Consider the following 22,809-nt stretch of genomic DNA (forward strand, 5'->3'; position numbering starts at 1 on the left):
AAAGGAGAGAACAAATAAATGGAATACCAATATCCGATTGACCACACATGGTCAACAGATGAAATCGTCGATGTAATAAAATTTTATGAATGTATTGAAAATGCCTATGAAAAAGGTATGGATCGTGATGTATTATTAAATGTTTATCGTAGGTTTAAAGAAATTGTGACAAGCAAAGCGCAAGAAAAAACATTATGTGGAGAATTTGAGGAAATGAGTGGTTATTCTGCATACCGTACTATCCAGAAAGTAAAGGATGCCGCATCAGGAGATCGAATTAGGATGCGTAAATAACCCATACATAAACGACAAAAGGAGTCCTAAATGGGCTCCTTTTGCAATAAAAGTCATGAAATATGAAGTTTAAGTAATTTTATATAGGGGTAATAATGTTCTTAATGTTTGATCTATCGTTTCAATTAAATCTTGAGGTGCCATTTTAATTGCCTCCTCTTTACTAATATGAAAACCACATAAAAGCTCTGCCTTTTTTACATTTTGTACTTTTTGAAACAATTCAAGTAATCCTTTTTTTCCTAATTGACTTTGTTTAATTGCTTCAGGCTTCATATGATCAGCTGACCAAACAAACTGAGAAGGTATTTGCTTTTGAATCGAATTGATCTTTTTTTCAAACCTTTTTGCGATTTCAGCTTTTTGTGGAGCTTCATAAATAACCGCGTACCAAATAAAAAGATGTGATTCCCACATGCCGATTTGAAAGTGAGGCAACATCTTATAACCCCTTGGATTACTAGAAAAAGCAACCCAAGTATCCTTTGGTGGGTTTACAGACCTTCTAGCATGCTTTGCTACATGAGGAAACATTTCATCCCCAGTAATCGTAGTAAGTGTTGGAACAAAATGATTTCCTAGTAGCTCAAGCTTAGGCCTAATTGTAGACTTAAGTGCTCCCATGCGTTCTTCAAAACCATCTATCGTGAAAACGTCAAAATCTTCTTTTGTAAAACCACTAAATTCCATAATATATCCCCCTGTTACCTTTGGTAATTATTTTAACATATTGTCGAAATAGCAACAAAATTTATGAACAGAACCTTATAGGTAAATGTCCAATTTTGTTACGCTTAACAGATTTACACATAAGATAATAGTAATAATAATCAGAAAATTTAACTAACGATGAAAAATAAATTACATTCGAAAGGGGTGTTGACCCATGAAGCAATTAATGAATCAAAGCAAAAAAAAGGCCGCATTAAAAGAAAGAACTGCAGTTTTAAGGCTAGAGATGGATTATGAATTAGCTACTTTATATGATGCTATGTTAGAAAAAAATGAAGAACAAAAAATAAAAAGTAAAAACAAATTGGAGAAAATTCGCCAAGAATTAGTTAGTATACAATCATTATAAATAGTATGTTTTCGTGAGAACGAATTTCTTTTCACAGGAATTCGTTCATTTTGTTTGATTTATGCTTGTATTAAAGTAAAGCGGGAATTATATACTTGAATACAAAACGTAGAAGAAATAAGCTTATTAATAATGAATACTAAAATGTACAATGGAGGAAAATTGATGGAATGGGAAAATATTAATACATATGCCAAACAATGGGTGAAGGAGGCAGGTGTGAAAATTCGTTCCTCCTTTTCGACTGCTTTAAATATTTCTTCAAAGTCCAATGCCAATGATCTTGTAACTAATATAGATCGTGATGTCGAAAAATTTTTTATTGAAAAAATAAGAAAAACATTTCCGCAGCATAGGATTTTAGGAGAAGAAGGTTTTGGAGACGAACTAGACCATACAAATGGTGTAGTTTGGTTGATTGACCCGATAGATGGAACGCTCAATTTCATTCATCAACAACGTAACTTTGCCATTTCAGTAGGAATATATGAGAATGGAATCGGTATGATTGGAATCATCTACGATGTAGTTCATAATGAACTATACTGTGCTATGAAGGGTAAGGGTGCTTTTATTAATGAGCAACACATACCATCGCTAAATGAAACTAATGTCCATAAGGCAATAATTGGAATAAATGCAACATGGGCAACAGAAAATAAGCGAATCGATTATCGTAAAATTGTTCCACTTATCCAGAATGCACGTGGTACCAGATCTTATGGTTCGGCAGCATTAGAATTAGTTTATGTCGCAACAGGTAGAATTGATGCTTATATAAGTATGAGATTATCTCCATGGGACTTTGCGGCTGGTGTGATTATCGTCGAAGAATTAGGTGGGGTTGCCTCAAATATTTTAGGTGAAAAATTAAATATTCTAGAAAAAAGCTCTGTGTTCGTTGCAAAACCAGGCTTACACCAGGAAATCTTAAATCAATATTTACTTAAATAACAAAAAGCAGATTCAGTCTTCAAGACTAAATCTGCTTTTTTATTATGTCACAACTTTCCAGCTTCACGCATCTTCTTTTTAGTTTTAAAACCAAACCCCATGACAAAAACTAAAGCAACTATACATGCTAAAATGCCAATCCAGCTTCTTTCTGCGATGGAGATACCGATTCCCATAATGGATGCTGCTGCTAATAATGCAATAAAGAATAATGGCCATTTAATTTGTTTCAATATTTATACCTCCATACATTTAACTGTTCTATATTTCAAATTAAAATTAACATATCATTTATATTACACAAAAAGCTTGCAGGATTCTACATTATTTGTGTTATAATGTTTTAGTTGTAAAAGTGAATATTTTATGAACTTATCTCATTGGGAGTTGAACATATTTGAAAATCAGAGAAAATATACGTAATATCGCTATTATTGCCCACGTTGACCATGGGAAAACGACTTTAGTTGACCAATTGTTAAAGCAATCCGGAACTTTCCGTTCTAATGAACACGTTGAGGAAAGAGCGATGGACTCAGGTGATATCGAAAGAGAACGTGGAATTACGATCTTAGCCAAGAATACGGCTATTCAATATAAAGATACGAAAATTAATATTCTTGATACACCAGGACATGCTGATTTCGGTGGTGAAGTTGAACGTATCATGAAAATGGTAGACGGAGTATTACTAGTTGTTGATGCTTATGAAGGTTGTATGCCTCAAACTAGATTTGTTTTAAAGAAAGCATTAGAACAAGAACTAACGCCAATCGTGGTTGTTAATAAAATTGACCGTGATGCCGCAAGACCTGCAGAAGTAGTAGACGAAGTGATTGATTTGTTCATTGAACTTGGTGCAAATGAAGATCAATTAGAATTCCCAGTTGTTTATGCTTCTGGCATTAACGGAACAGCTAGTTTGACACCTGAAAAACAAGATGAAAATATGCAGGTTCTATATGAAACAGTAGTTGAACATATTCCAGCTCCAATCGATAACCGTGAAGAGCCATTGCAGTTCCAAGTATCTTTATTAGATTATAATGATTATGTTGGACGTATTGGTATTGGACGTGTTTTCCGCGGTACTATGCAAGTTGGTCAACAAGTTTCACTAATGAAATTAGACGGATCTGTAAAACAATTCCGTGTAACGAAAATGTTTGGTTTCTTTGGTCTAAAACGACAAGAAATCCAGGAAGCTTTCCCAGGTGACTTAATTGCAGTTTCAGGTATGGACGATATCAACGTTGGTGAAACAGTATGTCCTACTGAACATCCAGAGGCATTGCCGATCCTTAGAATCGATGAGCCAACATTACAAATGACTTTCCTAGTAAATAACAGTCCATTTGCGGGTAAAGAAGGAAAGTATGTTACTGCTCGTAAAATTGAAGAGCGTCTTCGCTCTCAATTAGAAACTGATGTAAGTTTACGTGTAGAAAACACTGATTCACCGGATGAATGGATTGTCTCTGGTCGTGGTGAGCTTCATTTATCTATTCTAATTGAGAATATGCGTCGCGAAGGTTTTGAGCTACAAGTATCTAAGCCAGAAGTAATCGTACGTGAAATTGATGGTGTTCGTTGTGAACCAATTGAACGAGTTCAAATCGACATTCCAGAAGAAAATACTGGGGGGGTTATGGAGTCTATTGGTGAACGTAAAGGTGAAATGGTAGACATGGTCAATAATGGAAGTGGTCAAGTGCGTCTAACCTTCATGGTACCTGCACGTGGTTTAATTGGATACACAACCGAATTCTTAACGTTAACACGTGGATATGGAATCATAAATCATACATTTGATAGCTACCAACCGATGGCTCAAGGTCAAGTTGGTGGACGTCGTCAAGGTGTTCTAGTGTCTATGGAAACTGGTAAAGCTTCTACCTATGGAATTTTAGGTGTTGAAGATCGAGGAACAATTTTTGTTGAGCCAGGAACAGATATATATGAAGGTATGATTGTTGGAGAGCATTCACGTGAGAATGACTTAACTGTTAATATCGCGAAAGTTAAGGCAGCTACAAACATCCGTTCAGCAAATAAGGATCAGACTACATCAATGAAGAAACCAAGAATCATGTCATTAGAGCAGTCATTAGAATATTTAAATGATGATGAGTATTGTGAAATCACGCCTGAATCCATTCGTTTGCGTAAAAAGATTCTTGATAAAAACGAACGTGAAAGAGTGACAAAAAAGAAAAAGTATGCTGAAACGAACTAATGAAAGGAGGATAAGATGAATATGGATGTTAGCCAACGTTTGTCTTTTTTTGCTGCATTATTTCGTGTAGATGAGCAGCCTGGAACTGGTATGTGGTTACTTTATATTACAACAATCGTCTTATCCATCATTGTTTATAAATTAGGTTTTGCTAAAAAACTACGGATTGCTCAGTCTATTTTGATTTATATTTTTTTAATTTTAGGTTGTACGATATTAACTTTTTTTGGGGTTTTCCTGCCTGTAGCCGAAGGGTTAGTAGTCGCAGCCTTAATCTTGATTATTTATAAAATACGCCTAAAGCAATCTAAAAAAATTGAGGCAAGTGCGAATTCTTCGGAGGGGAAGCTTTGAAATCTTTACAAGATGCCCTATATAATTGGCTAACGATCAAGGTCGTAAGTGATGAACGTCCCGATGATAAGGCAGCAGTTGAAACGACGGAATTATTTAATGATATTCTTCAAAAGGATCATGGTGTATCAGATATAAACGTCACTACAGATGCTGTTATGTATTATGTGGAATATAAGCATCAAAATGAGGTTAAAAAGGCAAGATATCCAAGAGAACTCATTGAAATTATGCTTAATCAAATTAATCAGGATCCAAAGAAGTACGAAAACTATCCTGATGAGGAATAAAAAAGAACTCGTTGCGAAAAGCAACGAGTTCTTTTTTGTCCAGCTGCAGCGCCTAGCCCCTCGAGGTCATAAGCCACTCCATGAATGAAGGCAAAGAACGCCTTCTTTCATGGAGCGTCTTATGCTTGTCGGGGCTGAACAAGGCGCTTCCGCATTTCTAATTACCACTCATCATCATTAGTTTTCGGACGATTAAATTGAAATTTTCCTGAAGCTAATCTTTTTTGTGTTCGTTCCGCTATGCGACTTTCACATTCTTTACACATAAATGTATGGATTGGTCGATTTCGTAACCGTTTAGCTTGTAAAGATTCATTTTCAATTGATTGGACTTTATCGCATATTACACATTTTACTTTCATACTACACCTCGACTAATAGGTAAAATCCTGAATAATTCATTACATTATGGTATAGTATATCATTGTTACCCATTTGATTGAAAAAAATAAGAAAAATCAGTCATATTTCTTTTTTCTTGATTCGTGTAAGTTGATGAATGAAAACATTATATGTATGATAAAGGTATTAAATAAGGAGGAAATCTTTATGCCGAACCAAGTAGAACCTAAACTAATAAAAGCTTTATATGAAGAGCTACAAAAAGAACGATTTGTGACATTGGCTACGATTGATTTTGAAAATGGTGGACCTAATGTAAGTGCGATTTCTTGGGTATTAGCTAAAAATGAAGAAACCATTTATTTTGCAGTAGATAATCGCTCTAGAATTATTCAAAACATTAAACATAATTCTTCTGTAGTGATCAATCTTATCGCTAATGAATCTACATACTCAATTAGTGGAAACGCATCACTTAAGGAAGAAAAATTAAATGAAGTGCCTTTAAAGTTAGCATTAGTTGAAGTTAAAATTAATGAAGTGAGAGACGTCATGTTCTATGGATCAAAAATCACGGTAGGACCACAATATGATAAAACATATGATAAAGATGCAGCAGCCCGACTTGATAAACAAGTTATGGATGCAATGAGAAAAGCTTAGTCAGTCTTGACTAAGCTTTTCATTTTGTTTTTTAATCTTTTAGGTGATTAGATTGTTCATCTTGTTTATTTTCTAATTTTTTACCCTCTGACTTATTTAATTGCTTTTTAGGGTCTTGCACTGCATCCTTTCTTGATTTAGGTTCAACAATATCTGCGGGGATTTCTGGCATTAATCTACCAGAAATATCAGCAAGTTCATTTGCTATCCCTTGAATTGGTGCGCCATTTTTGATATCCTCTGAAATCTCTTTTAACCTCGCTGTAATATCAGGGTCAGCTATGACCACTGCCCTTGCGCCATGTGGATCTTTTTTTAGACTTTCTGCAACTGTATATTTTAATGAGCCAACCTCAGAGCGTTCCATCTTAGAATCAACATCTATTCCTACGAATGCAAACGGACCGAGAACAACAGCGGTTGCATCTTTTACATTTGGAATACTCGTAGTAAGATTAACTAAATGTTGGGCAATATCTTGGCCAGTACTTCTGTCTACTTTAGGGATATTTGTATTTTTAACTTGAACTACATTCTGATTCTGGTTTTCTGCAACCTGTTTATTATTATTGTTACAGCCAGCAATCAAAAACAAAGAAATAACGATTAAATACAAGATTCTCATGTTTTTGCCTCCTCCTAATGAAATTTACCTATTTCTGAATAGTAAAATATATCTGCTAATTTGTTTAACTATTTAGAAATTAGCAATTTCCTTTCCATTATTAATTATTGTGTAAAATTTCTTCTATCTTTATTCGACTAAACATATATTTTAGCAAAGTCCCACCTTAGCAATTATCATAAAATGAACAGATCAGGAGGCGGAGGATTGGACAAAATTTATGTTCTTGATACTAACGTTTTATTGCAGGACCCTTATTCAATCTTTTCATTTGAGGATAATGAAGTAGTAATACCAGCTGTTGTTCTTGAAGAAGTGGACTCAAAGAAGCGATATATGGACGAGGTAGGCAGGAACGCAAGAAAAGTATCTAAGCTCATTGATGGGTTACGTGAAACAGGAAGACTACATGAAAAAATAGAATTGGAAAATGGCGGATTTTTGAGAATAGAATTAAATCATCGTTCTTTTCAACAACTCCAAGAAATTTTTGTGGAAAAAACGAATGACAATCGTATCCTTGCTGTAGCTAAAAATCTTTCGCTTGAGGAAGAGACAAAAGAAGATGGAAAAAGAGTTATACTCGTTAGTAAGGATACGCTTGTCAGAGTAAAAGCTGATGCGATTGGACTTTATGCGGAAGACTTTTTAAGTGACCGTGTCATTGAAGACGATTCTATTTATACAGGCTTTCTAGAGGTTTATATACCGTTAGAGGTTTTGGGGCGTTTTTATGAAAAGGGAGAATTGCCCTTATCAGAAATTGTCAATCATCCATTTTATCCTAATCAATTTCTTATAATGAAGGATGCATTAGGAGGTTCTGCTTCTGCGGTTGGTATGGTAGATAAGACAGGTAAAAAGGTCAAGAAACTCGTTACAAATCATGAACATGTTTGGGGAATTCATCCGAGAAATGTCCAACAAATCATGGCAATCGAATTATTATTAAGAAAAGATATCCCTCTGATTACCTTAATTGGAAAAGCAGGAACGGGGAAAACGTTACTTGCATTGGCTTCAGGTTTAATGCAAACAGAGGATTATGGTCAATATAAAAAGCTATTAGTTGCTAGACCAATTATTCCAGTAGGAAAGGACCTAGGATATTTACCTGGAGAAAAACAAGAAAAGCTTCGTCCTTGGATGCAACCGATTTACGATAACTTAGAATATCTATTTAATACTAAAAAACCTGGTGAATTAGATGCGATTTTAGCTGGGATGGGTTCTATTGAGGTGGAAGCTTTAACTTATATTCGCGGTCGGAGTATTCCTGATCAATTTATTATTATCGATGAAGCTCAGAATCTTACGAAACATGAGGTTAAGACAATCCTTACTAGGGTTGGTGAAGGTAGTAAGATTGTGTTAATGGGAGATCCAGAGCAAATTGACCATCCTTATTTGGACGCCTTTAACAACGGTCTTACGTACGTTGTAGAAAGGTTTAAAGAACAGGCAATGGCAGGTCATGTTAAGCTTTTAAAAGGGGAGCGTTCAGGGTTAGCAAGACTAGCGGCAGAATTACTTTAATTAACACCAAAGAGGCGAATCGTTTTTCGCCTCTTTGTAAGAGAATTATTTTATGATAAATTCTTTAACGTTTTTTATAGGATGGGTTTGATTAGAACCATCACCAAAATAAATATGGATAGGCCCATCCTCTTTTAGTGGTTTGCCGTTATCAGAAAATCCTAGGATAAAATCGTAACTAGTTGAAAGGTCAAATACTAGTTCATCTTTGTTAGTCACAACAACCAATTGACTTGCCTCATCAAAAGGAGATGCATTTTGCAAAAAAGGTTTGAGTGGGATACCAAATTTACCTAATAATAGCTTTTCTTTCTTATATTTTTTCTCTGTTTTTATTGTAGGAGGTACTATTGCCCCCTCGGTAATCTCTCGGTCCCAATGTGATGATATTTCCTTCGTATAATCTTCTAATTCATTTTTCTCTACTATTGGTTTTTGAAAAAAGGTCTTTAAATCCACTTTTCGGTCATCAAAAATCCAAACCCCTGGGTCTAAAGTAATCGTATAATTTATTTTTCCTTTTATGATTATGATATTTTCCATAGAGTATTATTCCTCCTATACATTTCATTTATGAGTATACCTATTCTTTTTTTAAAAGTCATTTATCTAGTAAAGAATGGTTGCTTTTTTTTAGATTTGAAGTTAAACTTTAAAGATAAGATAGTGTAATCGCTCTGAAATGGGGGGATCTAGGTTGGCGTCTGAAATGATGATAAATCACCAAGAAAAAGCTTTTTCCATTTTAAAGGCTGACGCTGATAAAATACTAAAGTTGATCAAAGTGCAGATGGAAAATTTAACAATGCCACAATGTCCTCTTTATGAAGAGGTGTTGGATACACAAATGTTTGGTTTATCAAGAGAAATTGATTTCGCTGTTCGTCTGGGCTTAGTAGATGAAAAGGAAGGAAAAGCTCTTTTAGGTAAGCTTGAACAAGAGTTATCTGTGCTCCATGAGGCTTCTTTAAAAAAATAACATTCAAAACTCAAACGATTTTTAAATTGTTTGAGTTTTTTTGTAAAGGCTATTTTACGATTCTTTTATTACATAACAAATGATTTTTGTAGAAACAGATAATGTAGATAAGGTAGATGGTTTTATGGAAAAAAAGAAGTGGAAATCTTATGATTATTCTCTTATTATAACGATTGTTCTTCTCTCTTTATTTGGTTTGGTTATGGTCTTTAGTGCCAGTATGGTATCAGCTATTCAGTGGTACGAAGTTGAAAGTGATTATTTTTTTAAAAAACAGAGATTTATTATGATAACTTCTCTAGTTATATTTGTTTTCTTTGCTATGGCACCTTATAGATGGTGGTCTCAAAAATTTATTTTAATCCCCATAATGTTGTGTTCAATCGGTGTACTTGGGGGATTATTGGTTTATGGACATGTAGCGGGAAATGCTCAAAGTTGGATCAATATTGGACCGATTAGAATTCAGCCTTCTGAATTTGTTAAAACGATTGTTATTATCTATCTTTCAGCGACATATGCGAAAAAACAATCGTATATAAATGATTTTAATCGTGCTATTGCTCCTCCCCTAGTCTATTTGGTAATTGTCCTCGTTCTAATTATTAAGCAACCTGATTTTGGTACGGCTGCAATAATTGGCCTCATAGCAATGATGATTATTTTTGCATCTGGAGTTAGCTATAAAATGATAGCTAGGTTTATTGGTATCGGTGTTATTGCTATTGTTTTAATGGTCCTGTTTAAAAATCTCTTCTTTACTGATGAGCAATTAAGTCGTTTTTCAACCCGAAGTAATCCTTTTGAGGAAATGCAAGACTCGGGATATCATCTAGTTAATTCTTATATTGCGATTGGTTCTGGTGGGGTAAATGGATTGGGTATAGGCAAAGGGGTTCAGAAGTTAGGGTATTTACCAGAATCTCATACTGACTTTATTATGGCTGTTATCGCTGAGGAATTAGGTTTATGGGGAGTTGCGTTCGTTATTCTATCATTAGCTTTTATTGTATTTAGAGGACTTATGATAGGAATGAGGTCAACCGATGCATTCGGTAGTTTGATGGCAATTGGGATATCTAGTATGATTGGTATTCAAGCCTTTATCAATCTAGGTGGTATTTCCGGGGTTATTCCATTAACTGGGGTGCCACTCCCATTTGTAAGCTATGGCGGCTCTTCCTTTTTGCAACTATCGGTTGCAGTAGGTATACTTGTTAATATTTCTAAATATGCCTACTCTGAATCGATAAATAATACTAAAGAGTCCAAAACAGACATTTCAAATAAACGATCAACGGTATCTAATAAAACTGTACCATTTCGAATGTAACAAAATGAATTAACATAAAAATAAGCTGTAAGCCAATGGGCCTACAGCTTATTTTTTGATCTTGATACTAATAGGATTAAATAACTTAAAACTCCGAAAAGACAAGAGATGAAAAAGGCATGGGCTAAGGCAATATATAAATTTAATCTTGTAAAAATAATAAGCATTCCTGAGATAACTTGTAAAGAAACTAGAATAAAAGAGGTAAGCCATCCCCAATAGATTACTTTTTGCGATTTATATTTCTTAATTGCTAAGTACAAACAATAGCCTATCCAAATAAATATGATGGCGGCTGCAGCTCTGTGCCCCATTTGAACCCACTCATAAAGATTAGTAGGTAAGGAGAAGTCATCGTTAGAACATAATGGCCAATCTAAACATATAAGACTTGCATTAGTGTGTCTAACAAGAGCACCTGTGTAAATGACAAGATAGCTATAAATGGATACTCCTAAAATATGTTTCTTCATCCTAGCATCAATAACAACCTTTTCAGCATCGAATTTTTTATCTACTTCAAAAATTAATAAGGTAAGTAGAAAAACGGCTGCAAATGAAATTAATGAAATACCGAAGTGAAGGGCAAGGACGAAATCAGATTGACTCCAGATAACAGCTGCTGCACCTATCAAAGCCTGCAATAACAGAAAGGAGAACGAGAGGATAGATAGAAATTTCGTCTCTCTAATATGGCCAAGGGCTTTCCAGGACCATATGGATAAAATTAATACCATAAAGCCTACAGAACCTGATACCAACCTATGAGCTAGCTCAATAACTAATTCAAATGTAATTTCAGTCGGAATGAATTCACCGTTACAAAGTGGCCATGATCTACCACAGCCCATTCCTGAATCCGTTTTTGTTACAAGTGCTCCCCCTAATAAAACTAGTAGCATGCCTATGGAAGTTAAAACGGCAAACCACTTTAATAGTCGATACATACCTTCACCTTCTTAAGCAATAAGTTAAAAATAATTGTCTATTAATAAAAATGACATGTATAATAGAAATGTCATTGAAAAAAATAAGGAAGCTACCTAATCCATAATAGCTGAAAAGTTTCAAAATGAACAGAAATGAATACATAAAGTATAAAATTTACAAAATTAGAATAATTCGTAACTAGTTAACACTATTATTATATTAAAAAGTATTGAAACTTTTCATTCTATCTGTTAGAAAAGAATTATGGAGATTATAGTATTAAAATTATTCTATAAATCGACAAAAACTACATACAAAATACTTATAAATTCAGAAGGTTTTAGAATTAGCAAGGCTTATATTCCTTTACAATACTAATAAAATCGAATCAGACACAAAAAAGTCAAAAAATGTACAAAAAAAGTTCACAAAAAAACCTAAAAGTGTGATTTAATTAATTGAGAATGAAAATGTTTTTCTACACTAATGATTATTACTATCGAGATAGTGGAAACTTACCTTTCCATTCTATTTTTATGTCTCAACGTGTTTGATTAATTTGTCTTTAAATAATAGTATGGTTAGTGTATCAAACTGTAATGTGTGATAAAGGAGGTTTATTATGTCTAATTCAAAGCCAATCGGTGAATTGGCTTTAAAGCAAGGGAATAATGACATTGGGTCAAGTCATTCTCAAACTAGTTTCTCAAAGGATTTTTTAGCTACCATTAAAATTGGAATTGTTAATTCTAATCTAATTACTACGTTTACAGGCTTGTGGTTAGCGTTATATTTTTCAAACCATCGTTTTCTCGAAAATTTAGATATTGTATTTTTTACACTATTAGGTTCTTCATTAATAATCGCTGGTTCTTGTAGTATTAATAACTATATCGATCGTGATATTGACCATTTAATGGAGAGAACTAAAGAAAGACCCACTGTTACTGGTAATTTTAATCCTTCGAAAGTATTGATTTTAGGACTATTTTTAGTTCTAGTCGGAACCTTATTATTAGCCTTAACAACTTGGACGGCTATGGTGATTGGGATAATTGGTGTATTTAGTTACATAGTGTTGTATACTCTTTGGTCTAAACGTCAATATGTATCCAATACGATTGTAGGTAGTGTTTCCGGGGCAGTGCCACCATTAATTGGATGGGCAGCTATTGATGGAAACCTTAGTATGGTAGCTTGGGCATTGTTTATTATTATGTTCGCATGGCAGCCACCACATTTCTATGCATTAGCTATGAGAAGAGTTGAGGAATATCGGGCAGCTGGTGTGCCAATGTTACCAGTTGTAAAAGGTTTTAGAACAACGAAGAACCACATAAATTTATGGGTTGTTGTCTTGTTACCGCTTCCATTCTTGTTAACTTCATTAGGTGTTCCTTTTGTAGTATTGGCTTCAATATTAAACATTGGGTGGTTAGTAATAGGTTTATACGGTTACAAAATGAAAGATGATATTAAATGGGCAAAGCTGATGTTTGTATACTCACTTCAATATTTGACTATTATGTTTGTAGCTATGGTGATTGTTACATTGATTTAATTTAGTTAATCAAATTCCTTTTAATTATTAGCATTTCGCAAGCTTAATGCGAGCCTTGTTGACTTTAGAAAAGGGAATTTATTTATATTTTTTTGATCAAACATTTCAAAAGAAATTAAACGAAAGAGGGGTTTGATTAAGCTATGAAAAGGCTTATGAATTGGCGTCTATATTCATTATTAATAATGTTGACGCTTATCCTTGCTGGTTGTGGTAAACCGTATCTATCTACGTTAACTCCGGCGGGTGAAGTTGCACAAATTCAGTATGATTTAATGAAATTAAGTACATTGATTATGGTGGGAGTAATTGCTGTAGTAACAATAATATTTGTTATTGTAGTAATGAAGTTCCGCAGGAAGGATGATCGCATCCCTAAGCAAGTCGAAGGAAGCCATACACTGGAGATTATCTGGACAACGATTCCTATTCTCCTTCTTCTCATTTTAGCGATTCCAACAGTTGCTGCTACATTTAAATTAGCAGATGTATCTGAAATGGATCAAGTAAATGAAGACGGAAAGCGGGACGCACTTGTAGTAAATGTTAGAGCAAATCTTTATTGGTGGGAATTTGAGTATCCTGACTTAGGAATTATTACTGGTCAAGAGCTTGTTGTTCCTACGGATCAGAAAGTTTATTTCAATTTAAAAGCTTCTGATGTAAAGCATTCATTCTGGATTCCTGCTGTTGGTGGGAAGCTTGATACAAACACAGACAACATTAATAAGTTTTGGCTAAAGTTTGATTCAGATAAATCAGAAGAAGCAGGCGGTTTATTTTATGGTAAATGTGCTGAACTTTGTGGACCATCCCATGCTTTTATGGATTTTAAAGTAAAAGCGGTATCAAAAGATGAATTTAAGCAATGGTCAACCGCAATGCAAAATGCTGATGAACAACAGCCAACAACCGATTTAGCTCAAGCAGGTCAAGATATTTTTAACAAGAGCTGTATTGGTTGCCATGCTGTGACACCTATTGATGGAAGACCAGAAGCTGCTAGAACTGCACCAAACCTTGCAACTTTCGGTGAAAGATCACGTATCGCTGGGATCTTAGAACATAGTGAAAAGGACTTAAAAAATTGGTTAGCAAATCCTGAAACGTATAAGCCTGGTAATAAAATGACTGGGACTTACAACGAGTTAAAACCAGAACAATTAGATGCCTTAACGGAATATTTAATGAGTCTTAAAGTAATGGAATAAAATGGGGATTAAGTTTAAAAGGGAGGTAAAAAGGTGAGTACCTTAGCTCAAAAAAAGGGGTTTGGCGCAACTTTATGGGATTACTTAACAACAGTAGACCATAAGAAAATCGCAATCCTTTACCTTATAGCTGGAGGCTTCTTCTTCTTAGTCGGTGGACTAGAAGCAATGGTCATCCGTATACAACTTGCAATACCTAACAATGACTTTGTTAGTGCTGGATTTTATAATGAAGTATTAACGATGCACGGTACGACCATGATTTTCCTGGCAGCCATGCCATTAGTTTTTGCATTTATGAATGCGGTCATGCCTTTACAAATTGGAGCACGTGACGTTGCATTTCCATTTGTTAATGCATTAGGTTTTTGGTTATTCTTCTTCGGAGGAGTTTTCTTAAATATGTCATGGTTCCTAGGTGGAGCACCTGATGCAGGATGGACTTCGTATGCATCACTAGCGCTTGAGTCTCCAACAAATGGAATTGATTTTTATGCTTTAGGATTACAGATTTCAGGTGCGGGGACGTTAATGGGAGGGATTAACTTCCTAGTAACAATCATTAATATGCGTGCCCCTGGTATGACATATATGCGTATGCCGATGTTTACCTGGTCAACTTTTGTAACATCTGCACTAATTTTATTTGCTTTCCCTCCACTTACGGTTGGTCTGTTTTTAATGATTTTTGATCGTATGTTTGGTTCGAATTTCTTTGATGCAAGTGCAGGTGGTAACACGATTATCTGGGAACATTTATTCTGGATATTTGGTCACCCTGAGGTATATATTCTAATACTTCCTGCATTTGGTATTTTCTCGGAAATATTTGCTATTTTCTCCCGTAAACGCTTATTCGGATATTCTTCTATGGTGTTTGCAACGGTATTAATCGGATTTTTAGGATTCATGGTTTGGGCTCACCATATGTTTACAACTGGTTTAGGACCAATTGCAAATGCTATTTTTGCAGTAGCTACAATGGCTATTGGTGTTCCAACTGGAATTAAAATATTCAACTGGTTATTCACAATGTGGGGTGGAAGTATTACGTTTACGACACCTATGCTTTATGCTATCGCATTTATTCCATCATTCGTAATGGGTGGAGTTACTGGAATCATGGTTGCTTCTGCTGCTGCAGATTACCAGTTCCATGACACATATTTCGTTGTTGCCCATTTCCATTATGTAATTGTTGGTGGGGTAGTATTTGCCATTTTAGCAGGTACTCACCTATACTGGCCAAAAATGTTTGGAACTATGTTAAATGAATTTTTAGGAAAAATTACATTCTGGTTATTTTTAATTGGTTTCCATTTAACGTTCTTTATTCAGCATTTCTTAGGTGTATGGGGAATGCCACGTCGTATCTTCACATTCTTACCTGATCAAGGATTTGAAACTAGTAACATGGTAAGTACGATTGGTGCCTTCTTTATGGCTGTTGCTGTTATTGTCATGTTAATTAACGTAATTATGACATCGATTAAAAATGAAAGAGTTGGGAACGATCCTTGGGGAGATGGACGTACATTAGAGTGGTCGATTCCTTCACCACCACCGTTCTATAACTTTAAGCAGTTACCATTAGTACGTGGATTAGATGCCTATTGGATTGAAAAGATGGATGGTAAAAAAGGTATGACACCAGCAGAACCACTTGGTGATATCCATATGCCAAACTCATCCTTCGTTCCAGTTGTGATTTCGTTTGGATTGTTTGTTGCAGCCTTTGGAGCTGTTGGTATCGGCGACAAGGAAGCTTATGGAATTCCTGTATTGGTTATTGGATTCCTAATCACTTTCGGATCCATGTTCTTCCGTTCTGTTAAGGATGACCATGGTTTCCATATTCATAAAGAAGACTTAATGAATGATGATGATAAAGGAGGGAAAGCATAATGCACGCAGATGAAAAAATGACCTATGAAACTTGGCCAGCTGCGCCAGAAAAAGCTACCCTCGAAGCTAAAAATAAATTTCTAGGATTTTGGTTATTCTTAGGGGGAGAGACAGTGCTTTTCGCTTCTCTCTTTGCAACCTATCTTGCACTTAAGGATAAAGTTCCAAACTCAGAACATTACTTAGCAAAAGATTTATTTGATCTTCCGCTTGTATTTATGGCAACGATGTTACTTTTAACAAGTTCACTAACAAGTGTATATGCTATGTATCATATGAAAAACTTTGATTTCAAAAAGATGCAACTATGGTTAGGTATTACTGTATTATTAGGTGCAGGCTTCTTAGGACTTGAAATTTATGAGTTTAATCATTATGTACATGAATATCATCATACTTTTACAAGTAGTGCTTTCGGTTCCGCCTTTTACACGCTTACAGGCTTCCATGGTGCCCACGTTGCATTCGGATTAGCTTGGATTATCACTTTAATGGTACGAAACTCAGGTCGAGGTTTAGACCTTTACAATGCTCCTAAGTTCTATGTAGCTAGTCTATATTGGCACTTTATCGACGTTGTTTGGGTGTTTATCTTTACAGTAGTATATTTAATGGGAATGGTGGGATAAACTGATGGCAAATCATCAACCAACTTCAGGTAACCCAAGAGTTGACATTGAATACCGTCGTAAGAAGAATAAAGAGGAAATGAAACATCAAGTAACTTCATTTTCCTTAATGATTTTCCTAACTCTTATTGCATTTTTTGCAGTAGGGTATGGCTACTCACATTGGTTTATTGCTCCATTTATTATTCTTTTAGCTGTTATTCAAGTTATTTTTCAGCTATATTATTTCATGCATATGAGTCATAAAGGTCATGAAGCACCTTCCTTGTTCTTGTATTCAGGAGTAACGGTCGGAGCGATAACTGTATTAGCTTTTTCGACTATAATTTGGTGGTAAACCGTAAATTTTTCAACAAAAAGGAAATCAGTTTATCTGATTTCCTTTTTACATGTTAATACCTAGCATATATAGGAAATCTCGTTTCATTGAACTTAAAAGCTAGCACGAGTATAATAGTGTAGATAGCTTTAATAAAAATTGAGGTGATTGAATATGCTTTCACTAGAGATATTTGGATTTCGCGCCCTTTGGAGTCCGTTTTTCTTTTTGTTCTTACTACTAGTTCTTTGTTTATTCTTCGTATTGACTGTTTTCAAACGAGAGCAATTTACGGCTAGCGAACCATTGAAACGATCAGAAGCGTTTTTTTTTACTTTTACAATAATATTATTGTATTTAACTAAAGGTAGTCCCCTTGATTTAATGGGTCATTTGATGTTTTATGCACATATGATTCAAATGGCTGTTCTATTTTTAGTGATACCTCCATTGTTGATTATTGGTATACCAAGTTGGATTTGGCGAAAAGTATTACATTTACCGATTATTAAACCGCTTTTCTCCCTTTTTTCAAAACCATTAATTGCATTGATTGTATTTAATGGAATGTTTTCGTTTTATCATATTCCATTAATATTTGATGCGATAAAAATGGATATGTGGCTGCATGCTAGTTATACGATTCTATTATTTTTCACCGCAATTTTAATGTGGTGGCCTTTAGTTAATAAATTGCCAGAATATGAATCCTTAACTGGTTTAAAAAAGATTGGTTATGTCTTTGCAGATGGAATATTGTTAACACCAGCTTGTGCCTTAATAATCTTTGCTGATACTCCTATGTACGCAACATTCTCAGATCCAACTGCTTGGATGGAGGCATTGAAGCTTTGTGTTCCTGGTTCTACATTAGCCAATTTAAATTTAAGTGGACCAGAAGTTTTTAATTCAATGTCTTTAATCCACGACCAACAGCTTGGTGGAGTACTAATGAAAATTATCCAGGAGATTGTTTATGGGGTAGTATTGGGTCATATTTTCTTTAGCTGGTACCGAAAGGAACAAGCGGAATCTGAAGAAAGTAGTTCTAATTTAATGAATCCTCGATTTGTAGAATAATTTGAAAGCTCCCAATGTGTGTATTGGGAGCTTTTTATTGAAAACCTATAATAAGTAGAATAAAATATATAGTGAAAGAAAAATAAAAATAGATATTATTATGATTTTCTTGAGAGGACGTTTTGAATGTCATTACCAATATTACCAACTATTAGTACAACCTTTATCATTCTTAGTGCCATTTCGGTTGCGATTGGTTGGGCGCAAATTAAACAAAGAAAAGTTGAAGCCCACAAAAAAACTATGACAACTGCAGCTATTTTTGCGATTATCTTTTTCATTATCTATGCTTCAAGAACAATATTTATAGGAAATACATCCTTTGGTGGTCCAGATAATATAAAAATTTATTATACTTCTTTTCTTATTTTTCATATCACTTTAGCAACTACTGGGGCAGGATTAGGAATTATTTCAATGGTTTCTGGGTATAAAAATAAATTGTCAATTCACCGTAAATTAGGGCCAGTCACTAGTCTAGTCTGGTTTTTTACAGCTATAACAGGGGTAGCAGTTTATCTTTTACTATATGTTTTTTACAAAGGTGGAGAAACTACATCTGTTATTAAAGCCATTTTAGGTCTATAAATTTCCTAACCATACTGATTAAAAAGAAGAGGCATTTAGCCTCTTCTTTATATTTTTAAATTATTTCTAATGATACCTGCTTCTTTTGCTGAATTAAAGGCAATTAAGATAAGTGGACCAATAATAAGACCTAATATTCCCAAAAGTTTAACACCTAAATACATCGCTATTAAGGTTGATAGAGGGGAGAGACCGATTTGACTGCCCATTACTTTTGGTTCTATTGTTCGTCTAATAATTAATAGCAGAGCTGCTAGGACGGCTAACTGTGCTCCAAGTGCAATATCTCCCGTCAAGAAATGAAAGAGTGCCCATGGTCCTAAAATAATGATGGACCCGATTATAGGTACAAAATCAATAAGCCAAATTAGAAATGCCATTATTAGAGCTACTTCCGGTGAAATGAAAAGCAAGCCAATTAACGAGACGATAAAAATAATAACACTTACGAGCAATTGTGCTTTGATGAATCCAAAAATAACATATGACAATCGAGAACTCATAAAATTAACTTTATCTTTCGTTTTTTCAGTGAAATGGTTATAAAGCGCTTCACGTAATCTTGGCAAATCAATTAAAAATAAAAATAAGGCTATCATATAGACAATAAAACTCACTAAATAATTTGGAATATTTGTCAATATAGCTTTTACGTTATCAATGTTCAGGTAGGCAACTAAATCAGCTTTAATATTATTTAAAAAGCCTTGAACTTGTTTACTAATTTCATTGACAACTTCCTGCGGTAAGTCCTTTGCTGCAGTAGCGAATTTTTCCTCCGCATACACCCATTCATTAGATATTTCCGTTATATATAATGGTATATTTTGTACAATTTTAATTGCTTCTGTAATGACTTTTGTGGTGATAAAATACCCAGTTAAGCCAATGAACAATAAGAAGCTAATAAAAACCACTAGAACTGCGAGCCGTTGATTAATATTAAATTTGTTTTGTAAAATTTTAACGAGTGGTTCGAGAAACATTGCTGTGATAAAGGCAACAATTATTGGAAGCGATACGGGTAAAATTAAATAAGTTAAAACGATAATAGCTACAATGATAATGAAAATAGTAATATTTCGACGTGTGAAAATTCCAGACAAAGTAGAACCCCTTTCAAAAATCTTACAAAAAAGTTTTAAAAAAGTTAACATTTAAATTATATTATGCATTTACTGAAATAAACAATAAAAATCCGATAGATCTCTATATTAATTGTTCATTTTTTATTTATTTTTCTCATTGTCACACTTTTCGGATGGAAAGGACTCATACAATGGAAAAATTTTATACTTACAAGGATGAAACGATTCGGGCATTACGTGAAGTAATACATTCTGTTGTTGAAACAAATTTACAAGAAGCAAATTATATTAAGCAGCATAATCAATTTGTCGAGAAGGTTTTTTCATCCTTTCAAAAAACTGTCTATGTATCAAAAGGAATACATGTTGAAATAGAAAACAATCAAATCGTTGTAAAGCTTACTGTAAATGTATTTCTAGGAAGTTCGCTGATGAACGATTTACTTGAGCTGCAAAAACGAATATATGATGATGTTTTTCAGTTAATTGGTTATAAACTTCATGGTATCCATATCAAAGTGAGAAATATAATAAATACTCAAAACAAAAAGACGCAGTAGGTGCGTCTTTTGTTAGGAGATTAAATGGCGAATTTTGCCATTTCTGTTTTTACATCTGAAAGGATTTTTTCACATTGAGTAACAAGTGATTTCGGAAAGCTTTCACCTTCACCATATTCCACACCATGTGGGTAATAGTGTTTACCAAGTAATGGCTTCATTAATTGAATAACTGCCTTATCTGCACCAACATCTCCTTCAACGGCATGTCCAAAGACACGAAGATAGAAAATGCCTTCTTTAAGTTCAAATTTACGATCGTATGTAACTCGTTCATAGTCCCATTGGCCAGCGCGAACAAGACCATATTCATTCATTACTTCATCAAGTCGGTTTAAATCTGCTTTTATACTTTCGTAGCCAGTGTTCTCAAATCTCATTATTGTCCCTCCATCAATACACGCTAAAAAATTTAGCGTTCCCATTAATATCTCAAATTTAATAATAGTAGAAAAAGGTTGAAGTTGCAATGACTAAGCTAATTCATTTTAAGTTCTTAAAAGAAAAAGTTATTTTTGAATAGATTGTTTGTTATAGGGGAACCTATTTTAGTGAATATGATGAGGAGGCGAAAGCATTGGAAATAATTCGTGATATAATGACTGACGACGTTGAGTGCTGTACTTTATTGGATAATGTTTTTGAGGTCGCAACAAAAATGAAGGAATGGAATGTAGGAGCTATTCCAATTGTTGATGGAGAAAAGTTAGTGGGCATGATTACAGATCGTGATATCGTCGTTCGTGGTGTAGCTGAGAAACATCCTGGTTCAACTAAAGTGGAGGATATTATGAGCGAACAGCTAGTCACGGTTACTCCAGATATGAACACTAGGGAAGCTGCTCAATTAATGGCTGAAAATCAAGTACGACGCTTACCAGTTGTAGAGGGTGACCGCTTAGTAGGTATAGTTGCATTAGGAGATTTTGCGGTACGTGATTTAACTGATGATCAGGCGAAAAAAGCATTATCAGAAATCTCAGAACCTGGTTTTAATGGACTTCAATAAAATTTTAAGGCGCCGTTCAGGCGTCTTTTATTTTTTTTGTAAACTTCTTTCGTTTACTTAAAATGAAGCTAAATGATGATATAATATTTAATAATAACTATCAAATAATGTTAGTAGATTTTATAGAGAGGAGGTCAACCTCTGCGCGGACTGATTCGAATATTAATTTTAGTAGCTGTATTTTTAACGGTAGGTTTATATGTAAGTTTTAATCAGGATGAAAAAAATGATTTGCTCATCCAAAATAAAAATAAAACAGAAGTGGACCACTCCATTATAAATGAGAAAAAAGGAGTTACTAATTATATAACACAAAAAAGACCATCAGAAGGTATCTCATTTTTTATAGGAAAAGATATTAATGTTTTAGAAAACCAACTAGGTAGACCAGCAAGAATTGATCCATCCTATTATGGGTATATGTGGTACATCTATAATGTAGATCATAATCGTTATTTACAAGTAGGCGTAGAAAATGGAAAGGTTGTAACCATATATGCAATTGGAAATGATTTAGAGGTAGCCCCTTTTAGAATCGGACAATCTATTGAAGAAATCTTTTCTACTGTTTTTATTGAAACTAACATTGATATTGAACTTGAAAACAGTTCCTATCGATTTGAATTAAATGATACAGATGTAAATATGAGACCACTTATTCAGTTAGGTGACATTTTTGCGATATTATACTTTGATAAATTTACTGGTACTCTTTCTAGTATTAGATTTCTTGATGCAACTACCTTAATTAAACAACGACCTTATGAATTAGTTTATAGGGGAGAGTTGATAGAGGCAAAAGAGATTGAAGATTTTGAATGGACTCTTATCGAAAAGGCTACGGAACAACAAATTTTTGATTTAACAAATATTTTACGATTACGTCATCAACTAGATCCTGTCCAATGGGATGAGAAAATTTCTGAGGTTGCATTTGGTCACAGTAAAGATATGTTTGAAACAGAAAACTTTTCACATACATCTGAAAAATTTGGCGAGCTTTCAGACCGGTTGGAGGTTGCTGATGTGTTCTATCAACTAGCAGGTGAAAACATTGCGGCAAATTACATTGATGGCCCAGCTGTTGTTGAAGGTTGGTTAAATAGTAAGGGGCATCGCGAGACCCTACTGAATAATGAATATACTCATCTAGGTGTTGGTGTCTACCACAAATACTTTACACAAAACTTCATCCAAAGATGGGATGAATAAGAAAAGAAGCTTTCTGACACGAAAGCTTTT

General features: G+C 34.3%; 28 protein-coding genes. 20 read left to right on the forward strand and 8 right to left on the reverse strand.

Annotated features, from left to right (window positions below; all coding sequences use genetic code 11):
* The first annotated feature begins 18 nt into the window (after positions 1–18).
* Entirely contained in the window at positions 19–294 is a 276-nt protein-coding gene (locus LRP83_RS11780) for a UPF0223 family protein (RefSeq protein ID WP_230496887.1), read from the forward strand.
* 69 nt (positions 295–363) lie between these two features.
* Here the strand turns inward: LRP83_RS11780 and LRP83_RS11785 are convergent, their stop codons facing one another.
* Positions 364–984 carry a YktB family protein gene (locus tag LRP83_RS11785; RefSeq protein WP_230496888.1) on the reverse strand — a complete coding sequence of 207 codons (621 nt, stop codon included), beginning with the start codon at positions 982–984 and terminating at the stop codon, positions 364–366.
* 196 nt (positions 985–1,180) lie between these two features.
* Here LRP83_RS11785 and LRP83_RS11790 point away from each other — a divergent pair, with 196 nt between their 5' ends.
* Together LRP83_RS11790 and LRP83_RS11795 are read left to right on the forward strand one after the other, a co-directional pair.
* The gene (locus tag LRP83_RS11790; RefSeq protein ID WP_230496889.1) at positions 1,181–1,375 is read left to right on the forward strand and encodes a YkzI domain-containing protein; all 195 of its coding nucleotides are present in this window, start codon (positions 1,181–1,183) and stop codon (positions 1,373–1,375) included.
* 165 nt (positions 1,376–1,540) lie between these two features.
* The gene (locus tag LRP83_RS11795; protein ID WP_230496890.1) at positions 1,541–2,329 is read left to right on the forward strand and encodes an inositol monophosphatase family protein; all 789 of its coding nucleotides are present in this window, start codon (positions 1,541–1,543) and stop codon (positions 2,327–2,329) included.
* 47 nt (positions 2,330–2,376) lie between these two features.
* On the opposite strand, the gene LRP83_RS11800 is transcribed toward LRP83_RS11795, so the two are convergent.
* Positions 2,377–2,562 (reverse strand): YlaF family protein, encoded by a 186-nt coding sequence (locus LRP83_RS11800; RefSeq protein ID WP_230496891.1) that lies wholly within the window; start codon positions 2,560–2,562, stop codon positions 2,377–2,379.
* Positions 2,563–2,726: 164 nt separating this feature from the next.
* Here LRP83_RS11800 and typA point away from each other — a divergent pair, with 164 nt between their 5' ends.
* The 3 genes from typA to LRP83_RS11815 are packed head-to-tail and all read left to right on the forward strand — an operon-like array spanning position 2,727 to position 5,209.
* Positions 2,727–4,565 (forward strand): translational GTPase TypA, encoded by a 1,839-nt coding sequence (gene typA, locus LRP83_RS11805; RefSeq protein WP_230496892.1) that lies wholly within the window; start codon positions 2,727–2,729, stop codon positions 4,563–4,565.
* A 21-nt stretch (positions 4,566–4,586) separates the two neighbouring features.
* Positions 4,587–4,919: a YlaH-like family protein gene (locus LRP83_RS11810; protein ID WP_435531349.1), complete on the forward strand. Its 333-nt coding sequence runs from the start codon at positions 4,587–4,589 to the stop codon at positions 4,917–4,919.
* Positions 4,916–5,209 (forward strand): hypothetical protein, encoded by a 294-nt coding sequence (locus LRP83_RS11815; protein ID WP_230496894.1) that lies wholly within the window; start codon positions 4,916–4,918, stop codon positions 5,207–5,209. Before LRP83_RS11810 ends, LRP83_RS11815 begins: the two co-directional genes overlap by 4 nt.
* Positions 5,210–5,370: 161 nt before the next feature.
* On the opposite strand, the gene LRP83_RS11820 is transcribed toward LRP83_RS11815, so the two are convergent.
* Positions 5,371–5,571 carry a YlaI family protein gene (locus LRP83_RS11820; RefSeq protein ID WP_230496895.1) on the reverse strand — a complete coding sequence of 67 codons (201 nt, stop codon included), beginning with the start codon at positions 5,569–5,571 and terminating at the stop codon, positions 5,371–5,373.
* 187 nt (positions 5,572–5,758) lie between these two features.
* Here LRP83_RS11820 and LRP83_RS11825 point away from each other — a divergent pair, with 187 nt between their 5' ends.
* Entirely contained in the window at positions 5,759–6,214 is a 456-nt protein-coding gene (locus LRP83_RS11825; RefSeq protein WP_230496896.1) for a pyridoxamine 5'-phosphate oxidase family protein, read from the forward strand.
* Between the two features lie 31 nt (positions 6,215–6,245).
* Here the strand turns inward: LRP83_RS11825 and LRP83_RS11830 are convergent, their stop codons facing one another.
* Positions 6,246–6,839: a YhcN/YlaJ family sporulation lipoprotein gene (locus LRP83_RS11830; protein ID WP_230496897.1), complete on the reverse strand. Its 594-nt coding sequence runs from the start codon at positions 6,837–6,839 to the stop codon at positions 6,246–6,248.
* 207 nt (positions 6,840–7,046) lie between these two features.
* Between LRP83_RS11830 and LRP83_RS11835 the strand changes: the two genes are divergently transcribed.
* Positions 7,047–8,375: a PhoH family protein gene (locus tag LRP83_RS11835; RefSeq protein ID WP_230496898.1), complete on the forward strand. Its 1,329-nt coding sequence runs from the start codon at positions 7,047–7,049 to the stop codon at positions 8,373–8,375.
* 45 nt (positions 8,376–8,420) lie between these two features.
* On the opposite strand, the gene LRP83_RS11840 is transcribed toward LRP83_RS11835, so the two are convergent.
* A complete protein-coding gene (locus tag LRP83_RS11840) occupies positions 8,421–8,918 on the reverse strand; it encodes a peptidyl-prolyl cis-trans isomerase (protein WP_230496899.1) in 498 nt (165 codons plus the stop codon).
* 154 nt (positions 8,919–9,072) lie between these two features.
* On the opposite strand from LRP83_RS11840, the gene LRP83_RS11845 reads away from it, so the two are divergent.
* On the forward strand, positions 9,073–9,354 hold the full coding sequence (locus LRP83_RS11845) for an Fpa/YlaN family protein (protein WP_230496900.1): 282 nt from the start codon (positions 9,073–9,075) through the stop codon (positions 9,352–9,354).
* Between the two features lie 124 nt (positions 9,355–9,478).
* The gene (locus LRP83_RS11850; RefSeq protein WP_435531350.1) at positions 9,479–10,687 is read left to right on the forward strand and encodes an FtsW/RodA/SpoVE family cell cycle protein; all 1,209 of its coding nucleotides are present in this window, start codon (positions 9,479–9,481) and stop codon (positions 10,685–10,687) included.
* 41 nt (positions 10,688–10,728) lie between these two features.
* Here LRP83_RS11850 and LRP83_RS11855 read toward each other — a convergent pair whose 3' ends face one another.
* Positions 10,729–11,634, reverse strand: coding sequence for a COX15/CtaA family protein (locus LRP83_RS11855; protein ID WP_230496902.1), 906 nt, complete (start codon positions 11,632–11,634; stop codon positions 10,729–10,731).
* A gap of 605 nt (positions 11,635–12,239) precedes the next feature.
* Between LRP83_RS11855 and cyoE the strand changes: the two genes are divergently transcribed.
* From cyoE to LRP83_RS11890, 7 genes are all read left to right on the forward strand, one after another.
* Complete coding sequence (gene cyoE, locus LRP83_RS11860) at positions 12,240–13,178, forward strand: heme o synthase (RefSeq protein WP_230496903.1); 939 nt, start codon at positions 12,240–12,242, stop codon at positions 13,176–13,178.
* A 143-nt stretch (positions 13,179–13,321) separates the two neighbouring features.
* Positions 13,322–14,389, forward strand: a complete 1,068-nt coding sequence (gene coxB / locus LRP83_RS11865; RefSeq protein WP_230496904.1) for a cytochrome c oxidase subunit II — start codon at positions 13,322–13,324, stop codon at positions 14,387–14,389.
* Between the two features lie 33 nt (positions 14,390–14,422).
* A complete protein-coding gene (ctaD, locus tag LRP83_RS11870) occupies positions 14,423–16,294 on the forward strand; it encodes a cytochrome c oxidase subunit I (protein WP_230496905.1) in 1,872 nt (623 codons plus the stop codon).
* The gene (locus LRP83_RS11875) at positions 16,294–16,923 is read left to right on the forward strand and encodes a cytochrome (ubi)quinol oxidase subunit III (protein ID WP_230496906.1); all 630 of its coding nucleotides are present in this window, start codon (positions 16,294–16,296) and stop codon (positions 16,921–16,923) included. The genes ctaD and LRP83_RS11875 overlap by 1 nt, the downstream gene beginning before the upstream one ends.
* A gap of 4 nt (positions 16,924–16,927) precedes the next feature.
* On the forward strand, positions 16,928–17,260 hold the full coding sequence (gene ctaF / locus LRP83_RS11880) for a cytochrome c oxidase subunit IVB (protein ID WP_230496907.1): 333 nt from the start codon (positions 16,928–16,930) through the stop codon (positions 17,258–17,260).
* 156 nt (positions 17,261–17,416) lie between these two features.
* Positions 17,417–18,322 carry a cytochrome c oxidase assembly factor CtaG gene (gene ctaG, locus LRP83_RS11885; protein WP_230496908.1) on the forward strand — a complete coding sequence of 302 codons (906 nt, stop codon included), beginning with the start codon at positions 17,417–17,419 and terminating at the stop codon, positions 18,320–18,322.
* Between the two features lie 126 nt (positions 18,323–18,448).
* The gene (locus LRP83_RS11890) at positions 18,449–18,910 is read left to right on the forward strand and encodes a DUF420 domain-containing protein (RefSeq protein ID WP_230496909.1); all 462 of its coding nucleotides are present in this window, start codon (positions 18,449–18,451) and stop codon (positions 18,908–18,910) included.
* Positions 18,911–18,957: 47 nt separating this feature from the next.
* Here the strand turns inward: LRP83_RS11890 and ytvI are convergent, their stop codons facing one another.
* Positions 18,958–20,016, reverse strand: a complete 1,059-nt coding sequence (gene ytvI, locus LRP83_RS11895; RefSeq protein ID WP_230496910.1) for a sporulation integral membrane protein YtvI — start codon at positions 20,014–20,016, stop codon at positions 18,958–18,960.
* Between the two features lie 173 nt (positions 20,017–20,189).
* Here ytvI and LRP83_RS11900 point away from each other — a divergent pair, with 173 nt between their 5' ends.
* Positions 20,190–20,558 (forward strand): Asp23/Gls24 family envelope stress response protein, encoded by a 369-nt coding sequence (locus LRP83_RS11900; RefSeq protein ID WP_230496911.1) that lies wholly within the window; start codon positions 20,190–20,192, stop codon positions 20,556–20,558.
* 20 nt (positions 20,559–20,578) lie between these two features.
* On the opposite strand, the gene LRP83_RS11905 is transcribed toward LRP83_RS11900, so the two are convergent.
* A complete protein-coding gene (locus LRP83_RS11905; protein ID WP_230496912.1) occupies positions 20,579–20,938 on the reverse strand; it encodes a YugN family protein in 360 nt (119 codons plus the stop codon).
* Positions 20,939–21,135: 197 nt separating this feature from the next.
* Between LRP83_RS11905 and LRP83_RS11910 the strand changes: the two genes are divergently transcribed.
* Entirely contained in the window at positions 21,136–21,567 is a 432-nt protein-coding gene (locus LRP83_RS11910; protein WP_230496913.1) for a CBS domain-containing protein, read from the forward strand.
* Positions 21,568–21,798: 231 nt separating this feature from the next.
* Positions 21,799–22,779: a CAP domain-containing protein gene (locus LRP83_RS11915; protein ID WP_230496914.1), complete on the forward strand. Its 981-nt coding sequence runs from the start codon at positions 21,799–21,801 to the stop codon at positions 22,777–22,779.
* Positions 22,780–22,809: the final 30 nt, after the last annotated feature.

The sequence above is a fragment of the Pseudoneobacillus rhizosphaerae genome, from assembly GCF_917563885.1.
In the GTDB taxonomy this organism is placed as follows: domain Bacteria; phylum Bacillota; class Bacilli; order Bacillales; family Cytobacillaceae; genus Pseudoneobacillus; species Pseudoneobacillus rhizosphaerae.